Raw genomic sequence first — 15,643 nt, forward strand, 5'->3', positions numbered from 1 at the left:
AAGGCAAGTTATGAAATGAATCCTTCTGATTCAATCGAGGCCCGGCCGCGGGAAGCCTGCGGCATTTTCGGCATCCACAGGCATCCTGAGTCCGCGCGCCTGGTTTACTTCGGCTTATACGCCCTCCAGCACCGGGGCCAGGAAAGCGCCGGCATTGCCGTGGTCCATGATGAGCATATCGACTTTCACAAGGGCATGGGTCTGGTCCATGACGTTTTTGACGACACCATCCTGGACCGGCTGGCCTGCGAGTGCAGCGCCATCGGCCATGTCCGCTACTCCACTACCGGCGGTTCCGTGCTGGCAAATGCCCAGCCCTTTGTGGTCAACCACAGGGGCCGGTCTTACGGTGTGGCCCATAACGGCAACCTGGTCAACGCCCATACCTTAAAGCAGGAATTGGAGGAAGACGGCTCGATTTTCCAGACCACCATGGACAGCGAGGTTTTCCTTCACCTGTTTGTCAAAAATCTCAGGCATGGATTTGAGCAGGCCCTGGTCAACAGCGTGACCCGGCTTCAGGGGGCCTACTGCTTTGTGGTGCTTACAAGTCGTGGCGAGGTGGTGGGCATCAAGGACCCCAACGGGTTTAGGCCCCTGTGCCTCGGGCGGCTCCACGGCCGTTATGTGCTGGCCTCGGAGTCCTGCGCCCTGGACCTGCTGGAGGCGGAATTCGTGCGCGAACTGGAGCCCGGCGAGATCGTGATTATCGATGACACCGGTGTGCGAAGCCTTTTTCCCCACCAGCACACTTCTCGGACTTTTTGCATTTTTGAATACATTTATTTCGCCCGGCCAGACAGCACCATATACGGAAAAAACGTCTATCTCACCCGCAAGGCCCACGGCCGGCAGCTGGCCAAAGAAGCCCCCGTGGAAGCAGATCTGGTCATGCCCTTTCCGGATTCGGGCAATTATGCGGCCCTGGGATATGCCGAACAATCCGGCATCCCCTTTGACCTGGGTATGATCCGCAACCACTACGTGGGCCGCACCTTTATTCAGCCCAGCCAGAGCATGCGCGATTTCGGGGTGCGCATGAAATTGAATCCGGTCAAGGAATTGCTTGTGGGAAAGGACATCATTATCATCGAGGACTCCATTATCCGGGGCACCACGGCCCGCACCCGGGTCAAGGCCTTGCGGGAACTTGGTGTGAAGCGCGTCCACATGCGCATCAGCTGCCCGCCGCACATCCATCCCTGTCATTACGGCATTGATTTTTCCACCAAGGGGGAACTGATCGCCGCGAGCAAAACCGTCTCCGAGTTGCGGGATTTTCTGTGCCTGGACAGCCTTCATTACCTGAGCCTGGAAGGGCTTCTGGCATCCACCGGAGTGGCGGAGCCGGAAAATCATTTTTGCAAGGCTTGCTTTGACGGATGTTATCCGGTATTGTTTGACCAGTCCCTGACAAAGGAGTGCATGGAAATTTAACCGGGGTTTGGCAGATGATTGAATCCAAGTACCTCAAGGACAATGTGCAAAATATTCAGCGCCTCATGGCCATTCCGGGGTTAAAGGACTTTGAGACCCGGAATCTGGCCAAGCTGCTGCGGCTTAGCAAGATCCGGCAGTATGAAGACGGAGAGCGCATCATCCGGGAGGGGGACAACGATCCATGGCTTTATTTTCTGCTTTCCGGAACCCTGAAAATCGAAAAACAGGGCGTGGAAATCGGCCATATCCGGGATGTGGGCGAGATTTTCGGTGAAATGCGCATTGTCGACAGCCTGGTGCGATCCGCCTCGGTTTATGCCGTGGGTGATACGCTTTGTTTGTGCGTGGATACTTCCGCAAAGGGCCGGCTGTCCGATTCAGACGACCATGACGAGCGCATTGATTTTTTGCTGCTGCTGTACCGGATTTTTGCCGAGTACATGTCCATCCGGCTGCGGGCCACCAATGATGAGCTGTTTCGCGCCAAAAAGGAGCTCGCAGACCAGGTAAAATGAAACAAACTGTATCCTTTTCCAAAAACGCGGTGAACGTGTTTTTCCACATCACCACCCGCTGCAACCTCAAGTGCGCTCACTGCTACATCAATCCGGTCCAGCACGGCGATAGCACGTTGCCGGCGGCCACTGCCGGCAGGTGGCTTTCGTTTTTCCAAAAACCCGGCAAGGCCGCCAACCTGATTCTTCTGGGCGGTGAGCCCACCCTTCACCCCGAACTTGCAAAGATTGTCAGCGCCGCCCGGCAAATTGGCTATGCCTCGGTTACCATTGATACCAACGGATACCTGTTTCATGATATTCTGGATCAGGTGACCCCGGAGGACGTGGATTATTTCAGCTTCAGCCTGGACGGGGCAACGCCGGCCACAAACGATCAAATCCGGGGGGCGGGCTGTTATGCCGCCTGTACCCGCGGCATCCGACGGGCCGTGGAAAAGGGCTTCGGGGTAAGCGTGATCTATACCGTGAGCCGGAAAAATCTCCACGAACTCGCCGACATGCCGGAGGTGCTCTCGGATCTGGGTGTTCACCGCTTTTTTATCCAGGTCATCGGGATCCGGGGACGGTCTGCGCAGGCCGGCCAGGACGCCCTGCAGCTTACCCGCCAGCAGTGGGAGCAAAATGTGCCCCCTGTTGCTCAAAGGGTTGCAAAAAGGGGAATTGCCGTGACTTACCCGAAAGTGTTTCTGGAGACGGACGAGATTTTTGAATGCGCGGGCAGGGTGGCGGAAAATTATTTTATTTTTCCCAACGGCCGGGTTTATCAGTGTCCGCTGTGCGAGGATTTTGCCCTGCATAGTTTCCAGATTACCGACCAGGGCCTTTTGCCCGCCCCGAAAATCAATGAGGCGGATCTTTTCTCCCTTGATATCGCCGAGGGGTGTGTGATCAACAAGCTGGTCCAGGGCGGCAACATTGACTATGACAACCAGGGCCGGCCCAAATGGAAGATCGCCTGCTGCCTGCTAAAAGAAGAAATCCCGGCAGGCTGAAAATTTTTGCCGTATTTTTTGCGCTTTATGGTTTCAGGCCATGTCCCTGTTAAAAATTATCCGATCATTTGCATGGATTTGCATGATATGGATTTTTGCGTCTTCAGGGCTGTTTCTGTCGGGCTCCGACGCCTTCGCCCGCCAGCAGGACAATCCCGTCCCTGTTTCCATCCCCGCAGGTGCCGATCAGGTGGATCTTTCCGGGCATCTGAAAATTCTTAAGGACGCGGACCATATTCGGACAATTGAGCAGGTGGTATCAGCGCCGGTTTCTGAAGAGTTCTTGCCCGCAGGCCCGGGTGTCCCGCATCTGGGGCTCACGGACGCGGCTGTTTGGGTTTTTTTTGCCTTTGAGGGCCGGCTGCCCGACGGCTGGGTGCTGCACGCGGGCTGGCCCTATCAGGCAACCGTGCGCCTCCGGCAGCTGCGCGAAAATCCCGGTGAGAAGGTTCTCGGCCGCAGCCCGGGCAACCGGACCTTTGCGGCATGGGCGTTTGCGGATGAAAAAACCGGTTCCTGGACTATATATGCCCGGTTTGTCAGCCAGGGGGTGCTCATCCTGCCCATGAAGCTTTATACAGATGCCGCGTTTCTGTCTTATCAGCGCGCCACTGCCACGGGATATGGGATTTATTACGGCATCATTTTGGCCATGGCCCTGTATAACCTTTTTCTGTTTTTTTCTCTCCGGGACAGGGCCTACCTTTATTATGTGGCCTATATGTTTTGTGTGCTGCTTTATTTTTTCGGCCTAAACGGCCTGACCCTGGAGTACCTGTTTGTGGGCCGGCGGGCCTTGGACACCCGGATGACTTTGTTTTTTCTGTCCCTGGTTTTTATTACCGCCGGGGTGTTTACCCGCTATTTTCTTGAAACCAGGAAAAACGCCCCCCGCATGGATGTCATCATTCGGTCGCTGATTGTCCTTGGGACAGTGCTGGCCGGCTTGTCCTTTTTACTTCGGTTTTCCCTGCTAACCACATTTTTCAGCATCCTTGGCACCGCAACCCCGTTTATACTGATTACCGCAGCCATCCTGGTCTGGCGGAAGGGGTTCGGCCCGGCCCGCTATTATCTGCTGGCCTGGAGCATCTATGCCGCCGGTACCCTTGTTTTTGCGCTGACCTACAGCGGCGTGATTTCTTTTACGGCCATCGGCTTTCACAGCTACCAGATCGGTTCTGCGGCCGAGGCGGTGCTTCTGTCGTTTGCCCTGGCCGATCGCATCCGCACCCTTCGCCGGGAGCGCGAAGAGGCTGTGGGAAACGAGCGCCGGGCCATGGACCTGGCCTTTACAGACGCTTTGACCGGACTGCACAATTCAAGGTTTTTCCGGGCCCATATCGGCCCGGAAATTCAGAAGGCGGAAAATCTGGGCCAGCCATTGTCGCTTCTCATGCTGGATGTGGATGATTTCAAGCAGTTCAATGATCAATACGGCCATATCCAGGGCGACCAGGTGCTCACCCGCCTGGGAGACACCATCCGGGCCCATGTGCGGGAAACCGATTTGGCATGCCGCTACGGCGGCGAGGAGTTTGCCGTGATTATGCCGGGCTTGGGCGAAGCCATGGCCATGGAGGTGGCCGAACGCATCCGGCTGGCCTTTGGCCAGCATCCGGTGGTGCCCCGGCCGGGGCTGAAGATTCATGTGACCGTAAGTATTGGGGTGGCCCAGTATGAAGCCGGTTTTATGCCCCAGGATTTGCTGGAGTGCGCAGACCGGGCTATGTACCGGGCCAAGGCAGCGGGAAAAAACACCGTGCGCATGTGGAACGCCTGACCCCGGCCCTTCTTTATTGCTTTTGACTTGCCGGAAAATGATTGACCGTTTTATTGAAAAAGGGTAAAGACAATCTGTGTAAGTAATTTTTCGAGTTGGATCAGGCAGATATTTTTAATGTTGCGGGTTGGCGGGTCATCGGTTGATCTTTTGTTGAAATAATGGAAATGAAAGGAGGAAACAGGTGAAAAAAAGTGTTTTGATATTGTCTGCAATGATTTTATGCATTGGCATATTTGCGTCCGGCGCCTGGGCTGATGGTATGATTTATATGCATTCCGGCGGCAAGAAGGCCCGGGTGCTGGACCTTAACAAAAAGACTTATGAAGAGGCCTATTTGAAAAACGGCACCTGGTGGAACCAGAAAGTCCGCCGGGTTAAGAAAGTTACTACTGTCAGAGGCGGCATTGAGTATTACAAGCACCTCAAAAAAGTTCATCTGACCAACGGTGGCAGTGTCTATTTTACCCCGGACTGGAAATATTTCGTGGGCTCCAGCTGGGCCAGCCGCACCAAGGTCCGCCATCTCTGGAAAAGAACCCATTAAACCGGCCGGGCCCCCCAATTTATCTGCCGACCGGAAACAGGATCCGCATCATGGCTTTTTTCGGCAGTACAAGGAACGGGGCATGACTGATAAGGAAACACGGATTTTGCCTATCAGCCATGCCCCGCCTTTCAAAAGTCCTTTTATTCCTTTCCTCCCTATCTTCTGCTATGATTTTTAGGCCCACCGGTCTTGCCTGAAATCCCAATTGTTTGAACGGAGCCGGAAAGTTGAGAATCACAAGAGTTGAAGATCAATGCAATTTGTGCGGACTTTGTGTTAACGACTGTGTGGCCGGCGTCTGGCGGGCGGTCAACGGCCGGCCGGAGGCTGCGGCGCCCGAATTTTGCAGTTTGTGCGGCCATTGTGTCGCCGTATGCCCCAAAGACGCCATTGTCCATGACGGGATCGATTTTGCACAGACCCGGCCAGTGGACAAAAAGCGCCTGGACCCGGAGGTGTTTGCCGAGATTGTGCGCAGCCGCAGAAGCATCCGCCGGTATAAGGCAGACAGGGTGCCGGATGGGGTTATTGAAGCCATCCTGGGCCTATGCGCCTGGAGTCCTACAGCCAGCAACAAGCAGGATGTGGCTTTTACGGTGATCAAAAACAAAGATGTTTTGCAGGCCATTTCCGCGGCCGTGTTCGGCATTGGGACAAAGGCGTATCGCCACAGCCGTAAAGGCCTTGGAAAGCTTGTCTACAAGGCCCTTCAAAAAATTGCCCCGGGAAATGACCTGGAGCGCTACATGGAGCCCATGCCCTGGTATCTTGAGCAACAGGCAGCCGGCCGGGATCTGATTTTGCACAATGCGCCGGTGCTGATTTTGGTGCATGCGCCCAAAAAGGGGCGATTTCACTGTGAAAACTGCAATATCGCCGCCGGGGATATCATGAACCACGCCCACGCCCGGGGCCTGGGCACCTGTTATATCGGATTTGTGACTCTGGCCCTGAAAATTTTCCCGGGTCTTCGAAAGCTGGCATCCCTTCCCCGGGACCGCAGAGCCTATGCCTGCCTGACCATGGGCTATCCGGCCCATACATATGCCAGAACCCCTTCCCGCAGGCCCAGGCCCGTGGACTGGCTTCGATAAGTGAAAATCTTACCCGGTTTTGATTTTTGTCCGGTCCAGGGGCGTGCCTTGCCAGGCGTGTTCGAGCACCATCTGCGCATCTTCTGCCAGCAGTTCCTCGGGGTTGGGCACCCGGGCCCCGTCGCTTAAGGCTTTTTCCGCAATCTTGGGCAGCATGTTTTTTTCCACCAGGCGCCGGCCGTCTCGGTCCCGGATTTCCGATAGAAACCGGGGATGGCGCCCGCCAATGGCATCATGCAGGTCCTGATTAAGCTGCCGGATCAACGCGATTGTTTTTTCGGCCCGTTGGTGCCGGGGTGTTGCGGCATAGGTTTCCGGCCCGGCCAGGGGCAGCAGCAGCTGGCCGATGATTTCGTCCCTGCGGTGCAGGTTGTATTCCAGGCCATAGGGCAGCAAAGCCGCCATGCAGTTTCCGTGGGGCACGTGGCACACCGCGCCCGTGGAATGGCCGAGATTGTGCACCATGCCCACCATGGAATTGGAAAATGCCGCCCCGGCCAAGGTGGAGGCATTGGCCAGGGCCAGGCGGGCCTGGGTGTCTTCGGGGTTTTGGATCACATAAAGCAGGTTTTGGCTGATGAGATCAATGGCCTGAAACGCCAGGGTATCGCTTAAAGGGTTTTTTTCCATGCAGTACCAGGCCTCGCAGGCATGGGACAGGGCGTCCATGGCTGTTGCCGCTGTGATAAAATCCGGCAGGGTCCGGGTCAGGCGGGCATCGAGCACGGCCAGGTCCGGCAGCAGAAAATAGGAGACAAAGAGCATTTTCTCCCGGCGTTCCGGATCGGCGATCACGGCCACCAGGGTCATTTCCGATCCCGTGCCTGCGGTGGTGGGCAGAATCACCAAAGGATTGAGTTTGTTGCGCACCGCACCGGCTCCCTGGTAGTCCAGCAGGGTTTTGCCTCCCAGCGAAACCACGATGTTCACACCCTTGGCCGTGTCAATCACCGAGCCGCCGCCCACGGCAATGATGGCGTCGCATTGGTTTTCCCTGTACACGCCGGCGATTTTGTCCACCACATGGTAGTCGGAATCCACCGGAACATCGCTGTAAACCGGTGCGGATTCCAGGCCGCGGGCTATGGCCTGTTTGACCACATCCACGAGCCCGGCGTTTTCCACCCCGGGATCCGTGATGATCAGCGGCCGGCCGGCGTCAAGTTCGGCCAGCAGCGCCGGTATTTTTTCAAGGGCGTTTTGCCCTGAAACAATTTTGGCACGGCTGCAGAAATCATAAAATTCCGGCAGGATCATGGCGATTCCTTTCCCGGTTTTTAAATGTTTTTGTAAATCACCCGTATCAGGTCCGGAAAAAAGGCGCGCAAATAGATCCGGATGCGGTTGAAATGCTTTTTCCAGCCCGGCAGTTCCGAGTTGCCCGGATAGCGTTTGACAGCCCGCCTGGCAATGATTTTTGGCAGCAGATAGACTTCCACACGGTCCAGGGCCCGCATAAACGCCAGGGCCTGGGGCAGGCTGCCTTCCACCATGAACCGGTCGTAGTTAAAGGCCTGGGCCGTTGACTCCTGAAAGGTGAACAACCGCATGGCTGAGGCCAGGTTTTTGATGGTCAGGCGCAGATGAGCTTTGGCTGCCCGGGGGTGCCAGCCCAGGTACCGGAGGCGGCCTTTTTTGTCCTTTTTGGCCATCATCCACGGTCCTGCCGGGCCCACGCCCACGCAAAGACAGAATCCGTCTGGCATCTGCTCAAAAATTCGCCGGACCGTCGGATCCACCCTTGCAGCGGCTTCAAGGCCCCGGCCCACCACCAGCAGCATTACGGCAATGTAGGCTTTCCGGAAATAACTGGTTTTCGGGCGGATCTCCGGATAGTGGCCAAGGTCGGCCGGAGCGGTTGAAAACGGGGTAAAACGGTTCATTCGGATGCTCCTTTCCAGGCCCGGCCAGCCAGGTCCAGCGCCTCAGAGGCTTTTATTGCGGTATCCGGCCTGGATGCTGCGTTTTCACAGGCCTGCCGGATTTGGTAAAAAGGGATTTGCAAAGATTCCAGGCTTTGGCCCAGGGTATTTTGAATTTTGTCAAACAGGGCCTTGAGCATATCTGCCCCCGTGGCGGGCCGCTGTTGTTCCGGTGTGGCGGCATAAGTTTCCATGCTGGCCACTGCCAGCAGCAGTTCGGGCCTGGGCGGGCCGTTTTGCTCCAGGGATTTTTCCAGGGCTGCAGGCGCCAGAAGGCCGGTAAATAAACCCCTCCGGATGCGGGTCATCCGGGCCAGTTCTTCTGAAACCACCCGCACAATGCCCGGTGCGGCGTTGGCAGCGGCAATGGCGGCAATTACACCTGCGTTGGCCATGGCCAGGCAGGGCTTGTCCCGGCCCGGCGCTGCCAGGGCGGCGTCCAGGTTTTGGTTTAAAAGCCGGAGGGCGGTGTGGACAAACGCATCCCGGATGGGGCCGGGGCTGGGCCCGGTAAAGGCGCTCCAGGCGTTGTCCGCGGCAATGGCCGCGCTTTGGGCGGTTTGAGGCGGCGGCTGTCCCCGGAGCATGCGTTTGTCCAGCACGATGACATCCGGGGCAAGAAATTCCGAGCAAAAACGCTGGTGATCCAGGATCAGGGTGTTTCCGGCGCCGGTGCCGTGCAAATCCCCGGCAGGCACCAATACAAATGGGTATAATCTTTTGGTCAGGGCCGCGCCCTTGAAAAAAGCCGAAAGATCCGGCGTGTTTTCAGAAACCAGGATATTGACGGCCCGGGCCAGGTCCGCGGACAAGCAACTTCCCAGGGCGATCAATGCATCGCAGCCCCGGTGGACAAACAGGTCCGCAGCCTGCCATGCCAGGCTGATGCCGGCATAATCCCCCAATCGGTTAAACACGGCGCCGATCAAGCAGTCGGAATCATCAAATGCCCGGATCAGGATCCGGTCCCTTTTTTGGGCAACTGCCGCCCGGTCGGTGATAATCAGAGGCTTGCAGGCGTTGTTGGCCGCAAGTTCGGCCGGGATGTTTTCCAGGCTGCAGGCACCGGAGATGATTTTGGGATGACTCAGAAACGCGTAGTCAAACTGGGGCATTTCTTTACTCCTGCTCCGTTGGTGGATGACCGGTAAGCGTCGCGGACCCTCAGTAAATGTTGATTGGGCTTGTTTTTTTTTATAATTTAATAAACAATCTCTTATCATAAGCGGACCAGAATGTATATTCATTGCTGCTCAATCAGGCAGGGAGGTTTTCATGCAGGAGATCACAGGCACCAGCAACCGGGTACTGGAAGTGGATTTAACCCGTCAGACGTTTGATATCTCTTATATCAGTGATGTAGACCGGCAACAATATCTGGGCGGCAAAGGCATTGCGCTGAAGCTGATTTACGACCGGATGGCCGCGGGTATTGATCCCCTTGGCCCGGAGAATTTGTTTGTCCTGGCAACCGGGGTGTTTATGGGTACGGGCGCCGCCTGCTCGGGCCGGTTTGAAGCCGTGACCAAATCGCCGCTCACGGGCCTGATGGCCAGCAGTTCCTGCGGCGGTCCCTTTGGCATGGCGTTAAAGACTTCCGGGTGGGATGCCATGGTGATTTTCGGCCGGGCCCAATCACCGGTCTATTTGCGGGTGGATGCCGGTGGGGCAGCGTTTGTTCCCGCCGATGAACTTTGGGGAACGGGCACGGCGGATGCGGAAAAGGCGATTTTGCAGGACGGCTCCGGTGCCCTGGTCATCGGGCCGGCCGGGGAAAACCGGGTCCGGTTTGCCAATATCCGGTCCGGACACCGTTTTCTGGGACGGGGCGGCATGGGAACGGTGCTGGGGGCCAAAAATCTCAAGGGCATCGTGGCAAAGGGCAAAGAATACAAGATTGTGCCGGCGGACAAAAAACGCTTTGATAAAGCGAATCGGCTGTTTTTTAAATATATTCAAAGAAATGGGGTCACAGCCGGCGCTTTCCGGGATTACGGCACCAACGCCAATCTCAATACCGGCAATGCCGCCGGAATCCTGCCAGTGCGCAATTTTACCGGCGGCAGCCACGGCCGCGCCCGCAAGCTCTCCGGCGAGGCCATGGCCGAGCGGTTTGACACAAAGCATGATACCTGCAAGCCCTGCGCCATTCTCTGCGGCCACCGGGGCACCATTCGGGGGGAAAAACGGCATGTGCCCGAATACGAGACCATGACCCTGCTGGGCGCCAACCTGGAGATTTTTGATCCGGAAACGGTTTCCGACTTCAATGAGTTGTGCAGCCATTACGGTATGGATACCATTTCAACGGGCGGGACCCTGGCCTGGGCCATGGAAGCCGGTCAAAAGGGACTGCTGAAAACAGATCTGAAATTCGGATCTGCTGACAAAATTACCGAAATGATAACGGATATGGCCCTGCGCCGGGGCCTGGGAAAAGATCTGGCCCTGGGTTCTGCTGCCGCGGCCCGGAAATACGGGGGCGAGGATTTTGCCATGCATGTCAAGGGCATGGAACTGCCCGGCTATGATCCCCGGGGTTCTGTTGGCCAGGGCCTTTCCTATGCCACGGCCAACCGGGGCGGCTGCCACCTGTCATCCTACATGGTGGGCCTGGAGGTGATTCTGGGAATGGCCGAGCCCCGGGCTGTGCGCTGGAAACCCTACATGGTCAAGTTCATGGAAGATGTGTTTTGCGCCATCAACTGCCTGCACGTGTGTTTGTTTACCTCCTTTGCCGTATTCCTGGAGCCGCCCCTGATTCGTTTTTCACCTAAGTTTGTCATCCGGCTGCTCAATCAGAACCTTTCCCGGCTGGCGCTGAATTTAATGGATGTCAGCCTTTATCCGGAGCTGTGGCATGCCATTATGGGCAGCCGCTATGTGCCCTACCAGGGCATGCGGGATTTTTACAAGGCCGGAGAACGGGTCCATGTGCTGGAGCGCTACATGAACACCCGGGAAGGTATTTCCAGAAAGGACGATACCCTGCCGCTGCGGCTGCTCACAGAGGGGCGCGCCTGTGATGCCGACCAAAGCACGGTTCCCCTGGAGGCCATGTTGCAGAAATATTACCGGCTGCGGGGATATGACCCAAACGGAGTGCCCCGCCCGGCAACCCTTCGCCGGCTGGGCATTGAACCCCGGCATCCGGGCCGGGGAAAAAACAGGGAAGATGTTTTTTGAAGTTTGCAACTGTCTGTTTTTGTAAGTTCAGTAAAAAAATACAGCATATCGATTATAAAAATGACCCTTGACAGGGTATTGCAATTGTATTTAAATATAGACAATTATTCAGATGCTCGCAATGTGAGCCTGGCACCGGCTTGTACAACCTGCTTTTCGAAGCGTTGTTTTACAGGAGCCTGTCAGGAGGGAACCCTGTGTGAATCAGGGACCGGCCCGCGGCTGTAAACGGGGACGAAAGCTGCAGAACTGCCACTGTTTGTATTAATGGGAAGGCGCAGCAAGTAGATTGATCCGCAAGTCAGAAGACCTGTCTGAATAACCATAAGGGGTTTGACTGCGCCGGCAACGTTGTGCCCCGGGCGGATTCTGCGGATAAAAAAGGGAAATCCCGGATCGTGTATACGATCCGGGATTTTTTTATTGAAAACGCATATGCCCAGGTTTCTCCATGACAAGGCCGGCTGCGGCACATTTTCATTGACAACAGTAAAGGAGGCACCATGGGCAAAAAATTTTTATTGATTCTCTGTTTTTCCATTTTATGTATCTGCACGCAACATTCCGCACATGCGCGATCCGCTCACAATGCCACGGCCATGGAAGATATTGTGGTCACATCTGAGCGGTTTCCTTCTCCGGAAAAAGAAAGCCCGCAATTTATTCAGTCTTTTTCAGCCGCGGAATTAAAGCGCACCGGCGGCAACAACGTTATTGACGCCCTGCGCCGGATCGGCGGGTTTTCATTTCAGGGTTATTCACCCATGGGTGTAAAAGCCGGAATGGGCAGTTCGCTGTCGATTCGCGGAGTTGAAGGCGGCGAGTTGGTCCTGATCAATGGCATGCCCATTCAAAATTCCGGAAACAAAAATTATGAATTATCCAATTTTTCGCTTGAAAACATTGAACGGGTTGAAGTTATGAAAGGGGCATCTTCCATTCAGTACGGTGCCGATGCCATGAGCGGGGCCATCAATATTATCACCAAAAAGAATGCCGTTCACAAACAGACAACGGCATCCGTGGAATTCGGGGATTACGGCTATCACAACCATCATCTGCAATACCTCGGGCCAGGGGTGAATGTGGGGTTTGGGTATCAGCATATGAATTCAATTAAGCGCAATGATGACTTTGCGGATAACGAATACAGCGATACCAGACCGCTTCACCGGTATTCAGCCAGCGTAAACGCCAATATCGCGGAAAATTTATATTTTGACGGCCTGGCCAGTTACGTGGACTCCGGCTATGAAACATATGACGCCACAACCGGTCAGGTAATGGACACCAATGAGCAGGAGCAGTATGAAATTTTTACCAACCTGCGCTATGAGACCGAAAACGCGAGATTCAAAGCATTTTACAAATACGGGGATGAAGAGAGAAAAACATACGAATACCAGCCTTCCAAAATCCTGGACGGGATCAGTAAAAACAAGCATTTTAATACCGGTTTATCAACAGACGCCAAATTTGATTTCCTGACTGCTGAAGTCAAAACCGGCTTTGAATATATTCATCGCGCTGCCAACTTTGAAACCGGATATGGATATCATTACCGCAATGACGTTGCCGTGTTTGCCATTATCAGCAAGCGCTTTTTCCAGCGGCTGAAAATCGATCTGGGCATGCGGGAGCAATTGATTTATGCGGACGCCGCCGGTGAAGACCAGGATGAATTCACTCCCAGCCTGGGGCTTAATTTCCGGCTGAATCAATCCGTGAATCTGTTTGCCAATGCGGCAAAAGCCTTCAGGGCGCCTTCTTTTAACAATTTGTACTATGATTCCTGGCTGCTGAAAGGCAACCCGGAGCTGACCCCGGAAAAGGGCTGGACTTACGACGCAGGGGTCAAGTTTACAAACGCATGGAGCAAGATCCGGTTATCCGGGTTTTTCATGGATTACAAGGACAAGATTGAATCCTATAAAGGCGGCGGCTACCCGTATGAATACTTTAACGCCGGCACCTATGAAAGTCTTGGCGTTGACTGGAATGTTGATCTTTTCCCCTTTCATGGCCGGGATAACTGGTCCAGCCGGATCTCCTTTTATTCTTCGGGTACATGGTGCGACCCGGTTGCCAAAGATCCCGACGGCAGTCAATACCAGACCGGCCCCAAATTCAGCTCCTCTGCGGGCGCGGCATATGACGGCGGCATGTTCAGCCTTGCCCTGAATTTCAATTATGTCACCAGCCGTCCGGATGACCTGGATGATATCTCGACACTCGACATCAGCGGAAAATACAAGCTGCCCAAAGGATATCTCACCTTCGGCGTTGATAACGTGTTTGATCAGGAGGTTGAGATCAACGGCAACAAGGACACAGACAACTATGTATATTACGGAATGCCCCGGTTTTTTAAAATTGGGTATGAGGTGCGGTTTTAAATCAGGATAACCGGATTATTGAATATTTTTTATTGGCATTTTTCATCTTAAAAGTTGTTCAGGTGCTTTGAATCAAGCTTAAGAGGGAACCCTGTGTGAATCAGGGACCGGCCCGCGGCTGTAAGCGGGGACGAAAGCTGCCCAATAAGCCACTGTTTTTATGAATGGGAAGGCGCAGCCGGTAGGCAGATCCGCAAGTCAGAACACCTGCCTGGACAAATCTTGAGTCCCTGCTTTCGCGGCGAAAGCAGGCTCAGAAGCGATCGCGGTGGTAAAAAAGGGACATCCCCGGATCGAAGTTTCATCTTCGGTTCGGGGTTTTTTATTTTTACAGACAGGGAGGGACGTTATGAAATTACAAGTTGCATTGTTTCGGTTTTTTTTCGTGCTTGCCGGGCTTTTGATTTTTTTTGAAGCGGATTCCGCTTTTGCCGGCAACAGGGCTTTGTTAAAAGCCTCACAGGCAAAAGACATTGAGAAACAGCAAGACATTCCGCTCATCGCCGGAAAAGAGGTGGCCTCCGGGGCACACGAACTTGGCGCCATGACGGTGACCGCCCGGAAAAGAGAAGAAGACGCCCAGGATGTGCCCATTGGCAGTTCTGTATTTTCGGCGGTCCAGCTTGAAGATGCTGATATCAGAGATGTCAATGAACTGACCCGTTTTTCCCCGAACGTATATATGAAACACAGCACTGCCGGAAATACGATCGTATTTCGGGGCATCTCTACGTATGACACATCCATATACAGCCCTGCCGGTTTTTATGTTAATGGCCTGAACTATCCTCTCCATTACATGCACAATCCTGATTTTTTTGACATTGAACGCATCGAGGTCCTCAAGGGGCCCCAGGGGACCCTTTATGGCAGAAACAGCGAATCAGGGGTTGTCAACATTATCACCAAACAACCGGGCAACCATTTCAGGGCCAGGGTATTTGGTGAATACGGAGCTTATGATGCCTCCGGCAACAATCCCGATTCTTTCCGGACGGGTGGAACAGTCAGCGGGCCGGTGCAAAAAGATAAATTGTATATGGGGCTTAGCTGGCAGAGGGAAGACTCGGATGGCTTCATGGAAAATGTATACAAGAACACAGACGATGCGGGCAGGACAGACCATAACAACGGAAGGGCCACGCTTCGATGGACTCCTTCCGAAGTGTGGGACATATCCTTGATCACTGATTTTATGGAGGAAGATGAAGGGATAGGCTATTATCGATTTCTCAGTGGCCCTTCACAAACATGCCGCCACACTATTGCCTATGACGGAGAAAACTATCGAGAAAACAAAGGTAATGGCCAGACTTTGCGGATCCAATACAAAGGTGAATCCTTCAATATTCTCTCTGTTACTGGCAGATCTTATTACGAAAGCAAAAGTGGTATAGACTTTGACTCCACTCCAGCGCCTCTTGGAAATAATATTTTTGGCTTTGAAGATACTCTTTTAAGCCAGGAAGTCCGCATCTCTTCTGTCCAGGAGAGCAGCGCTTTTCAGTGGTTATTGGGGATCTACGGCTTTACTGAAGAAAACAATGTTGACTTTGAGATGCAAAGAACAAACCAGAATATGCAGCAGATACGCAGAACCGAGATGGATATCAGCGGCCGGGCGGTTTTCGGTCAGGGCACTTACACGCTTTTCGACCGGCTCCATTTGACAGCCGGCATGCGCTATGATTACCTGGATATGGAAGGCAAACAAAGGTTTACTGCCGTTGCCGGCACCCGGGAATACAGCAGGGATCTTGAT

At 54.3% G+C, this 15,643-nt stretch carries 12 protein-coding genes and 2 riboswitches; of the genes, 9 read left to right on the forward strand and 3 right to left on the reverse strand.

What is annotated here, in order from left to right; genetic code table 11:
- The first annotated feature begins 15 nt into the window (after positions 1–15).
- From purF to HNR65_RS03440, 6 genes are all read left to right on the forward strand, one after another.
- Entirely contained in the window at positions 16–1,437 is a 1,422-nt protein-coding gene (purF, locus tag HNR65_RS03415; protein ID WP_181550020.1) for an amidophosphoribosyltransferase, read from the forward strand.
- A gap of 14 nt (positions 1,438–1,451) precedes the next feature.
- Positions 1,452–1,955, forward strand: coding sequence for a cyclic nucleotide-binding domain-containing protein (locus tag HNR65_RS03420; protein ID WP_181550021.1), 504 nt, complete (start codon positions 1,452–1,454; stop codon positions 1,953–1,955).
- A complete protein-coding gene (locus tag HNR65_RS03425) occupies positions 1,952–2,950 on the forward strand; it encodes a radical SAM protein (RefSeq protein WP_181550022.1) in 999 nt (332 codons plus the stop codon). Before HNR65_RS03420 ends, HNR65_RS03425 begins: the two co-directional genes overlap by 4 nt.
- Before the next feature lie 82 nt (positions 2,951–3,032).
- The gene (locus HNR65_RS03430) at positions 3,033–4,733 is read left to right on the forward strand and encodes a GGDEF domain-containing protein (protein ID WP_181550023.1); all 1,701 of its coding nucleotides are present in this window, start codon (positions 3,033–3,035) and stop codon (positions 4,731–4,733) included.
- A gap of 262 nt (positions 4,734–4,995) precedes the next feature.
- Positions 4,996–5,280, forward strand: a complete 285-nt coding sequence (locus HNR65_RS03435; RefSeq protein WP_181550024.1) for a hypothetical protein — start codon at positions 4,996–4,998, stop codon at positions 5,278–5,280.
- 230 nt (positions 5,281–5,510) lie between these two features.
- The gene (locus tag HNR65_RS03440) at positions 5,511–6,377 is read left to right on the forward strand and encodes a nitroreductase family protein (protein ID WP_181550025.1); all 867 of its coding nucleotides are present in this window, start codon (positions 5,511–5,513) and stop codon (positions 6,375–6,377) included.
- 9 nt (positions 6,378–6,386) lie between these two features.
- On the opposite strand, the gene HNR65_RS03445 is transcribed toward HNR65_RS03440, so the two are convergent.
- The 3 genes from HNR65_RS03445 to HNR65_RS03455 are packed head-to-tail and all read right to left on the reverse strand — an operon-like array spanning position 6,387 to position 9,414.
- A complete protein-coding gene (locus HNR65_RS03445; RefSeq protein ID WP_220128265.1) occupies positions 6,387–7,634 on the reverse strand; it encodes an iron-containing alcohol dehydrogenase in 1,248 nt (415 codons plus the stop codon).
- Positions 7,635–7,654: 20 nt separating this feature from the next.
- The gene (locus tag HNR65_RS03450; protein ID WP_181550026.1) at positions 7,655–8,260 is read right to left on the reverse strand and encodes a hypothetical protein; all 606 of its coding nucleotides are present in this window, start codon (positions 8,258–8,260) and stop codon (positions 7,655–7,657) included.
- Positions 8,257–9,414, reverse strand: a complete 1,158-nt coding sequence (locus HNR65_RS03455) for an iron-containing alcohol dehydrogenase (RefSeq protein ID WP_181550027.1) — start codon at positions 9,412–9,414, stop codon at positions 8,257–8,259. The genes HNR65_RS03450 and HNR65_RS03455 overlap by 4 nt, the downstream gene beginning before the upstream one ends.
- A gap of 160 nt (positions 9,415–9,574) precedes the next feature.
- On the opposite strand from HNR65_RS03455, the gene HNR65_RS03460 reads away from it, so the two are divergent.
- The 3 genes from HNR65_RS03460 to HNR65_RS03470 all read left to right on the forward strand — a co-directional run.
- Positions 9,575–11,485 (forward strand): aldehyde ferredoxin oxidoreductase family protein, encoded by a 1,911-nt coding sequence (locus HNR65_RS03460; RefSeq protein ID WP_181550028.1) that lies wholly within the window; start codon positions 9,575–9,577, stop codon positions 11,483–11,485.
- 156 nt (positions 11,486–11,641) lie between these two features.
- Positions 11,642–11,817: riboswitch (cobalamin riboswitch) on the forward strand.
- 171 nt (positions 11,818–11,988) lie between these two features.
- Entirely contained in the window at positions 11,989–13,881 is a 1,893-nt protein-coding gene (locus HNR65_RS03465; RefSeq protein ID WP_181550029.1) for a TonB-dependent receptor, read from the forward strand.
- 43 nt (positions 13,882–13,924) lie between these two features.
- A riboswitch (cobalamin riboswitch) is annotated at positions 13,925–14,110 on the forward strand.
- 120 nt (positions 14,111–14,230) lie between these two features.
- Positions 14,231–15,643, forward strand: a 1,413-nt coding sequence (locus HNR65_RS03470) for a TonB-dependent receptor (RefSeq protein WP_181550030.1), incomplete at its 3' end; no start/stop codon positions are given.

It is taken from the genome of Desulfosalsimonas propionicica, from assembly GCF_013761005.1.
Classification (GTDB): Bacteria; Desulfobacterota; Desulfobacteria; order Desulfobacterales; family Desulfosalsimonadaceae; genus Desulfosalsimonas; species Desulfosalsimonas propionicica.

Bases quoted from the DNA above. Each gene is read 5' to 3' on its own strand.
- purF (WP_181550020.1), top strand. From the start codon at position 16: ATGAATCCTTCTGATTCAATCGAGGCCCGGCCGCGGGAAGCCTGCGGC.
- HNR65_RS03420 (WP_181550021.1), top strand. From the start codon at position 1,452: ATGATTGAATCCAAGTACCTCAAGGACAATGTGCAAAATATTCAGCGC.
- HNR65_RS03425 (WP_181550022.1), top strand. From the start codon at position 1,952: ATGAAACAAACTGTATCCTTTTCCAAAAACGCGGTGAACGTGTTTTTC.
- HNR65_RS03430 (WP_181550023.1), top strand. From the start codon at position 3,033: ATGATATGGATTTTTGCGTCTTCAGGGCTGTTTCTGTCGGGCTCCGAC.
- HNR65_RS03435 (WP_181550024.1), top strand. From the start codon at position 4,996: ATGATTTATATGCATTCCGGCGGCAAGAAGGCCCGGGTGCTGGACCTT.
- HNR65_RS03445 (WP_220128265.1), bottom strand. From the start codon at position 7,634: ATGATCCTGCCGGAATTTTATGATTTCTGCAGCCGTGCCAAAATTGTT.
- HNR65_RS03450 (WP_181550026.1), bottom strand. From the start codon at position 8,260: ATGAACCGTTTTACCCCGTTTTCAACCGCTCCGGCCGACCTTGGCCAC.
- HNR65_RS03455 (WP_181550027.1), bottom strand. From the start codon at position 9,414: ATGCCCCAGTTTGACTACGCGTTTCTGAGTCATCCCAAAATCATCTCC.
- HNR65_RS03460 (WP_181550028.1), top strand. From the start codon at position 9,575: ATGCAGGAGATCACAGGCACCAGCAACCGGGTACTGGAAGTGGATTTA.
- HNR65_RS03465 (WP_181550029.1), top strand. From the start codon at position 11,989: ATGGGCAAAAAATTTTTATTGATTCTCTGTTTTTCCATTTTATGTATC.